This is a genomic window from Chryseobacterium gilvum, assembly GCF_025628965.1.
In the GTDB taxonomy this organism is placed as follows: Bacteria; Bacteroidota; Bacteroidia; order Flavobacteriales; family Weeksellaceae; genus Chryseobacterium; species Chryseobacterium gilvum.
Map to the genome: position 1 here is coordinate 1,156,405 of NZ_JAOTEN010000001.1, position 13,334 is coordinate 1,169,738.

A 13,334-nucleotide genomic window follows, 5' to 3' on the forward strand; every position below is an offset into this window, starting at 1 on the left:
GCTTTGCCAAAAATTCTGACAAAGCTGATGAATATTATTTTGTTTCGATTTTAATCTCGCCTGAAGAAACACCGTTGTTTTTATTCTTGTTGACATTGACATTTTTAATCGAATCCGGATTCAAGGCATCCATCTCTTTTTTTGTCACTTCTTTTCCGTTGATGTAGATTTTAAGATGATCAGAATCGGTATCGATCGTTTTGAAATCTCTTCCAATAATAATAGGATCTTTAATAGTACTGCGAATATAATTGGTATTGATCTTCAATCTTTTATCGTTGGGGATATTTCCAAATGTATTTTTGTAAATATAAACCCGGCGGTTGTTTCCTTCTAAAGCACGTCTTTCAGCTTCAAGCTTTGCCCTTTCGCCTTCAAGCTTGGCTCTTTTTTCATTAAGTTTAGATCTTTTTCTGTCGATTTCTGCTCTTTTCTTAGCCATTTTTGCAGATTCTTTGGCATTTTCTGATCTCTTAAACGGTGCTGCATATTCTATTTCAGGATCCCATTTTGAATCTGCATTTCCGCGGAATTTATATATTTTCACATTCGGCGCATAAGGTTCGGTCGGTGCATTCGGAGGAAGCGGAACATCAGGAAATTCAAATTCCATTTCGGGTAATTCCGGAATTTCAACTTTCATATTTTTGAGCTCTTTTACATGGCTTTTCCAGTCGTCTGAATTAAAATATTCGTCCAGCTTCATATCTTTTCCATTGATTTTCATTTTCATGGATGATTTGAAGTCTTCAGAGCTTGCAATTTTACCAATCTCCTGAGAAAGTGCATTGATCTCATCTATCTTTTCCTGGAATTCTTTGCTTTCCGGTTTTAGTTCTTTTAACGCTTTGCTTTTTTCCTGGAGCTTGTTTCCAAGATCAGACAATTGCTTATGGTCTTCAGATTTTTTGCGAAATACAGGAGCTTGTGGTTTTTCTCTATCCATGTTGTGATCGGGTCTCAAGGTGTCTTTTTTAATCTGAGAAACCGCTTTTTCAATTTCAAGATTAGTTGCTTTGATCTCTTTATTTTTTGCATTTACCAAGTATGCAAACGCAACGGTAAATAAAACCGGTAAGGCAAATATTCTTCGCGCATAGCCGAATTTGGTTTTAGGTTTTTGTAACATTTTAAGTCTTTTTTTAAGGTTTGAACTGAGAAACGGACTGGTCGCGGGCAACTGGTTTCCGGAAAAGTGGCTTGCTAAAAGCATTTGCGCAAATGCTTTCGTGTCCGATTGTTTAACGGCTTTTTTATCAGCCAGATATTCATGAATTAAACTGATTTCTTTTTTAATTAAATAGAAAAACGGGTTGAACCAAAACACAGAAGTGATTATTTCCATGAAAATTTTATCAAAAGAGTGTTTTTGCTCAATGTGTACCATCTCATGCTTTAAAATCTGTTTTCCGATGTCTGAATGCAGTAGGATCGTATCTTTCCAGAAGAGATTTTTAAAGTAAGAAAAAGGGGCTTCAGTAAGATCGGTATGATAAAAATTGATCCCGTCAAAACTTTCTTTCTGGAACTGATTTTTAAACTGCCGGATTTTAAAAATCCCGTAGACAAGCTTTGTTAAAAGATAGAAAGAAACCAATCCCAAAGCTGAAAAAATAATTCTAAAATAAATGTAGTCATTGCTTATATTTTTATCTGAATTAAAATTCTGTAGTTTACTGATCAATACATAGACATCATTGCTTACATTCATCGTAAAATCTTCTACTTTGATCAAGGGCAGCAATAAAGAAACCGCCATTGCACCGAGAAGATAAAACCTGTTGTAATGATGAAAGGTCTTGTCTTTTAAAGACAACCGATAGTACAAAAACATTACACCGGAACCCAAAATAACTTTTCCGAAATATAAAATCAGTGCTTCCATGCTAATCTTTGTTTTTAAGTTCGTTGAGCAGCATTTCAAGATCTTCAACGGTCATTTCGTTTTTTTCAACCAAAAAAGAAACGGCATTTTTATAAGAACCTTTAAAATAATTTTTTACAAGGCTGTTCATTGTTTTTCCGGAATACTGCTCTTTGGAAACCAATGGAAAATACTCATGCTGTCTTCCGTACACATGATAATCTACAAATAGTTTGTCTTTCAATACTTTCAAAATAGTAGAAACGGTATTGGTGTGAGGTTTAGGTTCGGGAAAAAGATCAAGAACATCTTTCAGAAATCCTTTTTCAAGCTTCCATATATACTGCATCACCTGTTCTTCTGCTTTTGTCAACGTCTGAATTTTCATATCTTTATTTTTGAGTATGCTAAACTTATCTTTATTATCACTAATTAATTAGTTATACAAATGTAGAAATAAATTCTGATCAGACAACTATTTTTTTAGTGATACGTGTTTAAAATATTTAGTATACTGATAATCAGAACAATAAATTTATTTGCAATATATTATATTTTGAAATAAGTGTACTTTATGTCTCAATAATCATTACAGAATATTGTAATTTAGAAACATATTCTTAAAACTTATTACTATTTATTAAATAAAATTAAAATGAACTTGTAAAAACCGGGAAAATATATTTATTTTAGTGCTTTAAAAATTTCTCATGAAAAGATATAATTTACTGGTTGTACTATTACTCCTTATTTTTAATGTGACTTCTGCGCAGACATCTTCAGTATTCGGCTCGGTTACAGAAGCAAAATCAAAAATTGAAAAGACAGTACCATTGGTGGTACAGCATTTACAGAAAATAAGCACTTCACAAGGCGACGAAACGATTCTTACCAACGGTAAAGCGGCCCTTAAAAAAGAATATGATGCATTATCTGCAGAATTTGAGCTTTATAAAGGAAATATGGCCAACTGTATTGTGGTAAAACCTAAAAAAGCTTCCAAATGTATGAATTACCATACGCAGTATTTCAGAAATACATTAGGGATTTATGATAATTACATCACGTATCTGACAAGAAAAAACGGATATTTGGGCGTGGAAGATGAAACATTCAAAAAAGATTTCAAACCTACGGAAATCGCTACGAAAATCGATAAAGATTTCGTTTCTGCAGCCGGTGCGGTTAAGAAAATGAAAGGAAACAACAAAATGTCTTATTTTGACCAGTTAAAATCCGATGATTTTAAACTTCAGAATTTTGATACTTTAGCGAATTAATATTTTAATCATATTAATAAAATCCCGCTTCTATGAAGCGGGATTTTTTAGTTTTATCTCAAAATTATTTTAAAGAATCTTAGAAATAAAAAAGGAGAACCATTTCTGACTCTCCTGTTGGTAGCGGGGACACGACTCGAACGTGCGACCTCCGGGTTATGAGCCCGACGAGCTACCTACTGCTCTACCCCGCGGTATATTTTAAACGTCTACCGAAAACGTTAATTAGTAGCGGGAACCGGACTCGAACCGATGACCTTCGGGTTATGAGCCCGACGAGCTACCTACTGCTCCATCCCGCGATGTATCTTTAAACACTTACTGAAAGTGTTTCTTAGTAGCGGGGACACGACTCGAACGTGCGACCTCCGGGTTATGAGCCCGACGAGCTACCTACTGCTCTACCCCGCGATATTGGATTGCAAATATACGAAATTTTTTCAAAAAAGCAATTTTTTCTTTTAAATAAAGCGCTTCAGCACAATATTGTAAAAATTTGTATCTTTGTTTTATGGCAAAAATAATAAGAATTTATCCTGAAAATCCTCAGGAAAACCTTATCAATGAAGTAATTAAAACTTTGAATAACGGCGGATTAATTATTTATCCGTCTGATACCGTATATGCATTAGGATGTAATATTTTTGATATCAAAGCCATGGAAAAACTGGCACAGATCAAAAAGCAAAAACTGGATAAAGCACAGTTTTCCATCATCTGTAATGATCTCAGTCATCTATCAGATTTCACAAGACCTGTAGACACTTCGGTTTTCAGATTTTTAAAGAGTCACCTTCCTGGACCTTTCACTTTTATACTTGAAGCCAGCAAAGGACTTCCTTTAGCCTACAAAAACCATAAAACCATTGGAATTCGGGTACCGGATCACCCTATTCCGCAGCTTATTGTCGAAAAACTGGGACATCCCATCGCATCAACATCCATAAAAGACGATGACGAGATCATAGAATATTCTACCGATCCGGAGCTTATTGCAGAAAAGTATGATCATCTTGTCGATATTGTTATCGATTCAGGATACGGCGATAATATTGCATCAACCATTGTGGACCTCACCTCGGGTGAACCTGAAGTGATCAGACAAGGAAAAGGGATCATTTAGCGAAGGATTTATGATGAGTGTGAACGGAAGATACGCTTTGGGAATTGTACTTGCTTTTGGGTTTCTCGCAATGGTAATGCTGTATTCGGTTCCTGTAATTAATTTATTTTTTAATGATAAAACCCTGACCGCAGATCTTTTTTTCTACAACAGATTGGCACTATGGATGGTTTTAGGACTTATTTTTATCTATAATTTTTTTATTGAAAACCGCTCTTTTTTCTTGTGGGAAGATAAAAAATATTCTGCCGGATTTTATATCGCATCAATCGTTGCGTTATATATCATATCTACAGCAGGAGGCGCTTTGCTGAATGCTCTTATTATGACCCTGACTCAGGAAAAGATCAGTGGTAAGCTTGTACAGCTTCAGTCTATTTTTAAACACAATTATTTTCTCATTATTTTTACGTGTTTTACGGCGGGTGTTGTTGAAGAATTACTAATGAGGGCATATATTCAGCCGAGAATAGAAAAAATTTATAACAGCCCGGTTTTAGGAATTGTAATTTCGTCTTTACTGTTTGCCATTCTGCATATGACGTATGGTACCATCGGCCAGGTTGCGGTGCCTTTCTTTATCGGGATCGTTTTTGCTGCATTCTACAAAAAGTATTCAAATATTAAAATCCTGATCATCTGTCATTTTATATATGATTTTGTTTCATTAATGCTGATGAATTTTATTGATCTTAAACACGTATCCTTTTTTTAATTATGAAAATCATTACTTCACCCGCAAAATTAATGAATGTGGACTACTCAACCGACCTGTTGAGAAGTACAACGCCCAGATTCATTGAAGATGCTGCATTGATACAGTCACATTTAAAACATAAATCTCCGAAATATCTTTCTGAGCTGATGGAAATTTCTACAAAACTCGCCGATGAAAATTGGGAAAGAAATCAAAAATGGAAAGCAAAGCCTGTTACCAAAGAATCTGCTCCTGCCTTGTTTGCTTTCACGGGAGAAGTTTATCGTGGGCTTGATGCAAAAACATTAGATAAAAATGCAGTAAGTTATCTGCAGAAAAATCACAGGATACTTTCCGGGTTATACGGTTTGCTGAAACCTTCTGACAGGATCATGCTGTACAGGTTGGAAATGGGGCGTCATTTTGAGTTTGAACAATATAAAAACCTTTACGAATTCTGGCAAGAAAAAGTAACAGAACAGCTAAGTTCTGAAATGAAAAAAAATGAAATCCTGCTCAATCTGGCGAGTAACGAATATGGAAAAGTGGTTGACCGCAAAAAACTCAACCATAAAGTGATTGATTTTGAGTTTTATGAATTGAGAGAAGGCAAACTAACCACCATTGTGGTGTATACCAAACACGCGAGAGGTTTGATGGTAAGATTCTGTGCACAAAACAATGCTAAAACGCTTAACGATGTAAAAGCTTTCCATTATGAAGGTTATAGAATTGACGAAGGAAGATCTACTGATACAAAACTTGTTTTTACGAGATAATGACCATTTCAGAATATAAGAATTATTTTAAAACCGAACTTTCCGAATGGTATACCGATTCTGAAAGTGATTTTTTAAGTTCAATATGTAGTGAAAAAATATTAAATTTTAACAAATTTGATCAGAGAAGATATGCTGATCAGGAAATCTCATATGATGATGAAAAACAGTTAAAGAAAATAGTTTCCGAGCTTGCAACAGGTAAACCCTATCAATATATTTTAGGCGAAACTGAATTTTACGGAATGACTTTTTTCGTCAATGAACATGTTTTAATTCCACGGCCGGAAACGGAAGAATTGCTTGAAATGGCCATTCACACCATTCAAAATTCAAAACAGGATGGCAAGAGTTTAAAAATTTTAGATATTGGTACAGGCAGCGGCATTATTCCTTTGGTTTTGAAAAAAAAATTTTCGGATGCCGAAATTTCGTCTATCGACTTTTCTGAACAAGCTTTGGAAGTTGCCAGAAAAAATGCAGATTTTCATCAACTTGAAATTAACTTTATTCACGCAGATTATCTGAATTTTGATTTGAATGAAAACTATGATGTCATTATTTCAAATCCGCCCTATATTGGCATTGAGGAAGAAATAGAAATTGCAGATTCAGTAAAAGAATTTGAGCCCCAAATGGCGCTTTTCTCCCCTACTTCAGATGCTTTGATCTTTTATCGGAAAATTGCTGAAGACGTCTCTGATCATTTACATAAAGATGGTTTTTTGTTTTTGGAAATCAATCAGAAGTTAGGCCCGGAAACATTAGCATTATATACAGAAACGATGTCGAAAGCACATCTCGTAAAAGATATTTCGGAAAATGACCGGTTTATTTTCGGGGTAAAATAATTATCTGTTTTTAAAGAAGTTAACAGCATCTTCTATAGCCTTTTCTATCGGTTGGTATTGGATTCCCAATTCATCAATTGACTTTTGATTAGAATAATAATTATTGATTAATAAAGCCTTCATATTAACTGAACTTAGATTCGTTTTAATTCTACAGAACCTTAAAAAGTCTCCCAAAAAACCAAGAAACTGTAATATAAAATCAGGAATTGGGATCATAATAGGTTGTTGATCAGTTACCGTATTCACTTTCGTAAAAAAATCCCTGTAGGTTAAATTTTCATTGGCCAATAGATATTTTTCACCCTTTTTTCCTTTCTTCAGAGCACATACAATTCCGGTTGCGACATCTTCTACATTAACGAAATTTTTTCCGCCTTTCGGATAGAAAACCATATTTTTCTTCCAAACCCAAAAGATAATTTTCCCCGAGCTGGGTTTGTAATCATGATTTCCGATCATAAAGGCAGGGTTTAAAATAATAACTTTTGTGTTCTTTTTCTGATGCAAAAGAAAATTTTCCGCTTCTGATTTACTTTTAGCATAAAAAGAATGAGTAAACGGATATTTTTGGTCATTCTTTTCATTTCCCAATTCTTCAAAACTCCCAAATCCTAAGGTATTTGCAGAACTTATAAATAGGAATTTCTGAACATTTGCCTTAACAGATTCACAGAATAAATGAATGGTTGCTTCACAGTTAATTCTTTGATAATCTCTATATAAAAGCAGATTTTGACGGGTTTCTGCAGCAATATGAATGACATAATCTACATCTTTAAGATGCTTTGATAGATCCGAAAATAAATCGCCTTCAACTAGGGTAAGGCTTTCATTCTCTTTAAAAAAACATACGCCTTTTTTGCGCACCAAAGCAATAACAAAATAACCATTTTCTACTAATTTTATAACAGTATTATTTCCTAAAAGCCCTGTAATTCCGGTCACAAAAACTTTTTTCATCCTTCTATTTCTTTTTTTATGGCATTCGTCATTAGAGGTAATTTGATCCATACCGGTAAAATTTTCATGACAAACCAGCTTACGGGATTGACCATAATCACAGAATCTTTTTTAAAAAGCTGATCAATGCAATAGCTGGCAACTTTATCAGGATCAAGAAGCGTCAATTTTCCTAAAAATCCCTGCTTTTCAATTCTCCTAGAAACATCATTATTGGTCTTCATTGCTCCGGGATTTACAACACTTACAAATACATTGGTACCCCTTAATTCCTCATGTAAACCCCGGGAAAATGAATGGATAAAAGTTTTGGAAGCCGGATAAACCGTTTTAAAACCTATCGGAGAAAACGCTGCCATACTTGAAACATTCAAAATATAAGATTGAGGCTGCTGTAATAAATTGGGCAATAATTGATGGGTCATTAAAGAAGTTGCCATCACATTGACCTGAAGAATAGTATTGATGTAGCTCGATGTTGCCTCAGAAAATTTTTTGGTTCCGCCTAAACCTGCATTATTAATCAAAATATGAATTTTAAAAGACCGATTCAGCAAGCTTGTTAGTTTTAAAACATTTTCGTGTACGGAAAGATCAACTTCGTAATAATGTGTTTTTACATTAAAATTTTCGGCAATTTCTTCACTTACTTCTTTTAAATGCTGATTGGGAAGACTGATTAGAATAACATTCATTTTCTTTCTGGCAAGACTTTCAGCAAATGATTTTCCTAATCCCTGACTTGCTCCTGTGACAACGGCGTATGATTCTTTGGTATCCATAGTAAAACTTTATGGCGCAAAATTATCTCAGGAAGAGCGCTTGAATGTTCCAGATTATCTGAATGCACCCATTTCAATCAGACAAAGTGAAAACGTATAACCTTCTTACAATCAATTACTTAAAAATACAAAAAGATAAAACTTATAAATCTGAACTATTTTTAAACTCAGAAGGGGTTTGATCAGTAAATTTTTTAAATGTTGTATTGAAAGATGTTTTTGAATTGAATCCGGACTCGTAAGCAATACCTAGAATGGAAAGTTTATTATTGCTGTTGTCTTTTAAGAGCTTTTTAGCATAATCAATTCTGTATTCATTGATGTATTGAAAAAAGTTTTTCCGAAATCCCGTATTAATTACATAAGACAAATGATGGGTAGAAACAGAAAGCTCTTTTGAAAGCTTGATCAGATTCAATTCGCTGTCAAGATATGGCTTTTGTGCTTCCATCAATTTTTCCAACTGAGTTTTAATCCTTAATAAGTCTTCATCAGAAATTAATTTTCTTTTAATTTCTTCCGTTTCCGAATTGCTGATAGAAATTAATTCTTCACGCTGTTTTTCTTCTACAGGATAAATCTCTTTTTGCTTCATAGAATTATAGGCAACAAAATAAATAACCGAAAGAAAAATCATATTGATGAAAAAGTTTAATGAATTGGCATTGTATGCCAAATTATAAATGACATAAAGAATGCTTACAATAAGGATAATAAGGATGATATATTCAAGCCAATTAAGATTAATTCCCTCCGTATTTGCAGCAAATTGTTGGATTTTTCTCTGATGTTTTCTAATGGTAAAATACGAAAGTCCGCTGTAAAACAGAGCCTGGAAAAGAATTAAACTTATAATTACGTAATGCAACTGATGATATCCTGCCTTGATTAATAAAAGGATCGTTAAAAAAATAACAGGAAGTATCAAAACTCTAAGATGCGAAATCTTAAATCTAAAAGTAGGATTTGTATAAAATAATACACTAAAATAAAAGACAATGGGAGTTAAAAACTGAATAAACCCAACCCATAATATTGAATTAACTTCAATAGAATGATGAGTGATCAAGGATAAGACTTCGTCTAGCCAAAAAGTCGACCATAAAAAAAGAAAAATACCAAACCAGAGATTGGCTTTTTTATTTACTTGTAACGGATTTGCCAGTTTTAGTAAAGACAGTAAAACCAATGAGCCATAAATAAGTATAACGATAAAATTGTTTAACTCTGATGCATTCATTGGTTTTTAAAAATTAATTAAAAGTAAGGTTTTACTACCCGATTCTTTTTCTTACAAATATTTCGTACGCCAGATATAAAAGCGGAACCGACATGATTCCTAAAAATAAGATATTGCTCATGGCTTCCTGCGGATGCATCGTTATGGAATACACCAACCCAAAAAAAGCTCCTCCCAAATGTGCGGCGTGTCCCAGATTATCCCATTGCTTAGGATTCAGCATCATATAAACAGAATAACCGAAATACAGGGTTCCGAAAAGCCATCCCGGCAAAAAATTGACACTGATTCCGTTGGGAACCATTGCAATGGCGGCAAAAATAATTCCTGAAACAGCCCCGGAAGCACCAATTGCCGAGTACCAAGGTTGGTTTTTATAGATCAATAGGCTGAATAAATTCCCCAGAATCATTGATCCGAAATAGATCACAATAAAACCGACACCGCCAAAAAATTCCATCACTGCGGCCTGAAACATGTACAGCGAAAACATATTAAAAAACAAATGCATAAAATCCGCGTGCAGAAACCCGGAACTGATCAGCCGTATGTATTCTTTCCGGTTGTTTATTGCACCAACATTAAACTTATATTTTTCAAATACCGCGCTGTTATTCAAAGCAAAATAACTGATAATACAGGTAACCGCGATAATAATGATGACTATTATATTCATATTTTCTTTTAATTGTTATTGTTCTCCTTCAAAAAGGTCACCAATGGTTCCTCCATCATCGTCAGTCGTGTCGCTAGTTTCCGGCTCTTCATAGGCTTCCTCCTCTTCTTCCTCCGGTTCGGGAATCGTAATGTTAATATTTTTTACTTTAAATTTTGTGAACTGGTTTCCGATTGCTTTAATGCCTTTTACTGCGATAAATTCATCAATATGTACTGTTTCGGGATCACGCTCTTTTCCTTTGTCTTTTGCAAAAATAATTTCTGCTGTAGAACCGTTTGAAATGATAATTCGTTCCACAAATGATTTTGGATGCTCGGAAGGCATAAAGGTTTGGATATTGGGCGTATTTTCCAGCAGAAAACGTTTAATAAAATAGATTTCTTTTTCTCCGTCGTAATAGATGCAGGTAATCGGCTGATCGGGCCTCCATTTCTCCAGAATAATATATTCGTCGTCAAAACGGTTCCCAAGATCAAAGCTCACTAATTTTGCTTCACCCTGCGAATTGACCGTTATAATCTTGTCATCGCCTTTAAAGCTTCCGAGTAATGTTCCTCTTGCATCTGCATTCAGTCTTCTTACGGTATCATCAAACCATATTTTTCTTGGGGCTAAAGTAGAAACCCCTTCTTCTTTCATGTCTACTTTTTTCACCGCATATTTGGTAACCAGATTTCCTTTAGAATCGCGCCCTTTAATTCCTATTTCAGAAAAATCGATTTCCATTTTATTTTTTCTGATTCTTGGGTTGGGTTTTAAAAGTACGGTGACTACTTCCGCCTCACCGTTAGGATTGGCTGAGAAATACAGCATTTCGGAACCTTTCGCTTCAGAAGCGAGATGATAATCTGTATTTCTGGTTACGCCCGTTACCGAAAACCGTTTCATATAATACGGTCCCTGTGTTCCTTCACGATAGATCATATTGTAGACCGTACGTTTGTCGTTTTTCTTCCAGATCGCAACATGCAGAATGTCTTTTCCAATGAAGGTTTTGGCTTCTACTTTTACGACTTTCATGCTTCCGTCTTTCCGGAATGTGATAATATCATCAATATCCGAACAGTCAAACAGATACTGATCTTTTTTAAGTGAAGTACCTACAAAGCCCTCTTCAAAATTAGCATAGAATTTTTCGTTAGCAACGGCCACTTTTGTGGCGTCGATGGTATCAAAAATCCTGAGTTCGGTTTTTCTTTCTCTCCCCTTTCCGTATTTTTTCTGGATATTCAGGTAATAATCAATGGCATATGCAATCAGATTATTTAAATGATGCTTTACCTGCTCTATTTTTCCTTCAAGGGATGCAATATTTTCTTTAAATTTATCTAAATCGAATCTTGAAATTCTTTTGATCCTGATTTCTGTAAGTTTCAAAATATCCTCTTCCGTAACAGCTCTTAAAAGATGTGCTGTATGAGGTTTCAGCCCTTCTGCTATAGTTTCTAACACTTCTTCCCAGCTTTTTACCTCTTCAATATCATGATAAATTCTGTTTTCGATGAAAATCCTTTCAAGGGAAGAAAAATGCCAGCTTTCCTGCAATTCGTTTAATTCTATTTCCAGCTCTCTCTTTAAAAGTGAAACCGTATGATCGGTATTCATTCTTAAAATTTCGGAAACATTCAGGAACATGGGTTTATCACCAACAATTACACATGCATTAGGAGAAATGGTTACCTGACAGTCGGTGAATGCGTATAAAGCATCAATAGTCTTGTCCGGAGAAACTTCGTTATGAAGATAGATGAGGATTTCAACTTTATCTGAAGTGTTATCTTCGATTTTTTTAATTTTAATTTTCCCTTTCTCATTGGCTTTAATGATAGAATCAATAAGATCGCCCGTATTTTTAGAAAAAGGAAGCTCAGAGATCATCAACGTATGCTTATCGACCTGAGAAATTTTGGCTCTGGCTCTTACTTTCCCGCCTCTTTGCCCGTCATTGTATTCTGAAACATCCAGAAAACCTGCCGTAAGAAAATCCGGGAAAAGCTCAAACTTTTTACCTTTTAAATGCGCGACAGATGCATTGATCAGTTCATTAAAATTATGCGGGAGGATCTTTGTAGAAAGCCCGACTCCGATTCCTTCCACGCCCTGTGCCAAAAGCAGCGGGAATTTTACGGGAAGATCTACCGGCTCATTATTTCTGCCGTCATACGACTTTGCCCAGACTGTCGTTTTAGGATTAAAAACTACTTCCAGTGCAAAAGCGGTAAGCCTGGCTTCAATATATCTCGCCGCAGCAGCAGAATCTCCTGTATAAATATTGCCCCAGTTTCCCTGAGTGTCGATCAAAAGCTCCCGCTGCCCAATTCCCACCATGGCATCGGTGATGGATGCGTCTCCGTGAGGATGATATTTCATCGTATTTCCTACGATATTGGCAACTTTGTTATACCTGCCGTCTTCCAGTTCACGCATAGAATGCATGATTCTCCGCTGAACGGGCTTCAAACCGTCATACACCGACGGAATCGCACGATCTAAGATTACATAAGACGCGTAATCTAAAAACCAGTCTTTATAGAGTCCTGAAACTTTTTTTAAGCTTTCGCCTTCGTGAGCGTTTTCTTCTATCATTCTTTATTGCTGTCTTTACTCTTTGTTGCTTTTATTACTTTACTCAGAGAAAATTTTAAATCGTTAGTCTGTTTTTTTGTCAAATAAGAAATTTCATATTTCAGCATGGCTGTCCCGCTGTTTTTGCTGGTAATGGTAATGTAAAGCCTTTTTATAAACAATATACTGATTACCTCATAACTGATCAGCTTATACTTGGGAAATTCGTCACTTAAATTTTTACTCAAAAAAGGAATTATGTTAGAATTCCTGAAATGCAAAGCCTCTCCATCACTGTCATATTCAAAAATCTGTCTTCCCGTGAGATAAAAAACAGATAATAAGATCAGGGGAACAAAAATGAATATATATTCTCCTCCATCCAAAATGTGCAATTTGTACTGTTCTAAAGTGAAGATTGTAATACCGCCGATCAAAAACATAATAAGCAGGGTATTAATAAAGTTATAAACAGGTTTCTTGTTTCGGTTGCTAAGTCTCATTATTTGTG

The 13,334-nt window shown here is 35.0% G+C and carries 13 protein-coding genes and 3 tRNA genes; 5 read left to right on the top strand and 11 right to left on the bottom strand.

Annotated features, from left to right (window positions below):
- Window positions 1-34: 34 nt before the first annotated feature.
- Both N0B16_RS05410 and N0B16_RS05415 read right to left on the bottom strand, forming a co-directional pair.
- Window positions 35-1,885: a M56 family metallopeptidase gene (locus tag N0B16_RS05410; protein WP_262989710.1), complete on the bottom strand. Its 1,851-nt coding sequence runs from the start codon at window positions 1,883-1,885 to the stop codon at window positions 35-37.
- A 1-nt stretch (window position 1,886) separates the two neighbouring features.
- Window positions 1,887-2,252: a BlaI/MecI/CopY family transcriptional regulator gene (locus tag N0B16_RS05415; protein WP_262989711.1), complete on the bottom strand. Its 366-nt coding sequence runs from the start codon at window positions 2,250-2,252 to the stop codon at window positions 1,887-1,889.
- A 322-nt stretch (window positions 2,253-2,574) separates the two neighbouring features.
- Between N0B16_RS05415 and N0B16_RS05420 the strand changes: the two genes are divergently transcribed.
- A complete protein-coding gene (locus N0B16_RS05420) occupies window positions 2,575-3,144 on the top strand; it encodes a hypothetical protein (RefSeq protein ID WP_262989712.1) in 570 nt (189 codons plus the stop codon).
- Window positions 3,145-3,262: 118 nt separating this feature from the next.
- On the opposite strand, the gene N0B16_RS05425 is transcribed toward N0B16_RS05420, so the two are convergent.
- The 3 genes from N0B16_RS05425 to N0B16_RS05435 all read right to left on the bottom strand — a co-directional run bounded on the left by N0B16_RS05425 (window position 3,263) and on the right by N0B16_RS05435 (window position 3,555).
- Window positions 3,263-3,338: transfer RNA gene (locus tag N0B16_RS05425), tRNA-Met, on the bottom strand.
- A gap of 35 nt (window positions 3,339-3,373) precedes the next feature.
- Window positions 3,374-3,446, bottom strand: a tRNA-Met gene (locus N0B16_RS05430).
- A 36-nt stretch (window positions 3,447-3,482) separates the two neighbouring features.
- Window positions 3,483-3,555 (bottom strand) — tRNA-Met (locus tag N0B16_RS05435).
- A 100-nt stretch (window positions 3,556-3,655) separates the two neighbouring features.
- Between N0B16_RS05435 and N0B16_RS05440 the strand changes: the two genes are divergently transcribed.
- The 4 genes from N0B16_RS05440 to prmC are packed head-to-tail and all read left to right on the top strand — an operon-like array spanning window position 3,656 to window position 6,594.
- Window positions 3,656-4,267: an L-threonylcarbamoyladenylate synthase gene (locus tag N0B16_RS05440; RefSeq protein WP_262989713.1), complete on the top strand. Its 612-nt coding sequence runs from the start codon at window positions 3,656-3,658 to the stop codon at window positions 4,265-4,267.
- A gap of 10 nt (window positions 4,268-4,277) precedes the next feature.
- Window positions 4,278-4,982 (top strand): CPBP family intramembrane glutamic endopeptidase, encoded by a 705-nt coding sequence (locus N0B16_RS05445; protein ID WP_262989714.1) that lies wholly within the window; start codon window positions 4,278-4,280, stop codon window positions 4,980-4,982.
- Between the two features lie 2 nt (window positions 4,983-4,984).
- Window positions 4,985-5,743: a peroxide stress protein YaaA gene (gene yaaA, locus N0B16_RS05450; protein WP_262989715.1), complete on the top strand. Its 759-nt coding sequence runs from the start codon at window positions 4,985-4,987 to the stop codon at window positions 5,741-5,743.
- Window positions 5,743-6,594, top strand: coding sequence for a peptide chain release factor N(5)-glutamine methyltransferase (gene prmC / locus N0B16_RS05455; RefSeq protein ID WP_262989716.1), 852 nt, complete (start codon window positions 5,743-5,745; stop codon window positions 6,592-6,594). The genes yaaA and prmC overlap by 1 nt, the downstream gene beginning before the upstream one ends.
- On the opposite strand, the gene N0B16_RS05460 is transcribed toward prmC, so the two are convergent.
- From N0B16_RS05460 to N0B16_RS05485, 6 genes are all read right to left on the bottom strand, one after another.
- On the bottom strand, window positions 6,595-7,608 hold the full coding sequence (locus N0B16_RS05460; protein ID WP_262989717.1) for an NAD-dependent epimerase/dehydratase family protein: 1,014 nt from the start codon (window positions 7,606-7,608) through the stop codon (window positions 6,595-6,597).
- Entirely contained in the window at window positions 7,554-8,339 is a 786-nt protein-coding gene (locus tag N0B16_RS05465) for an SDR family NAD(P)-dependent oxidoreductase (protein WP_262989718.1), read from the bottom strand. Before N0B16_RS05465 ends, N0B16_RS05460 begins: the two co-directional genes overlap by 55 nt.
- Before the next feature lie 142 nt (window positions 8,340-8,481).
- Window positions 8,482-9,579 (bottom strand): helix-turn-helix domain-containing protein, encoded by a 1,098-nt coding sequence (locus N0B16_RS05470; protein WP_262989719.1) that lies wholly within the window; start codon window positions 9,577-9,579, stop codon window positions 8,482-8,484.
- A gap of 34 nt (window positions 9,580-9,613) precedes the next feature.
- Entirely contained in the window at window positions 9,614-10,255 is a 642-nt protein-coding gene (locus N0B16_RS05475; RefSeq protein WP_262989720.1) for a rhomboid family intramembrane serine protease, read from the bottom strand.
- Between the two features lie 15 nt (window positions 10,256-10,270).
- Window positions 10,271-12,844 carry a DNA gyrase/topoisomerase IV subunit A gene (locus N0B16_RS05480; protein WP_303647417.1) on the bottom strand — a complete coding sequence of 858 codons (2,574 nt, stop codon included), beginning with the start codon at window positions 12,842-12,844 and terminating at the stop codon, window positions 10,271-10,273.
- Window positions 12,841-13,326 (bottom strand): hypothetical protein, encoded by a 486-nt coding sequence (locus N0B16_RS05485; protein WP_262989721.1) that lies wholly within the window; start codon window positions 13,324-13,326, stop codon window positions 12,841-12,843. The genes N0B16_RS05480 and N0B16_RS05485 overlap by 4 nt, the downstream gene beginning before the upstream one ends.
- Between the last annotated feature and the right edge of the window lie 8 nt (window positions 13,327-13,334).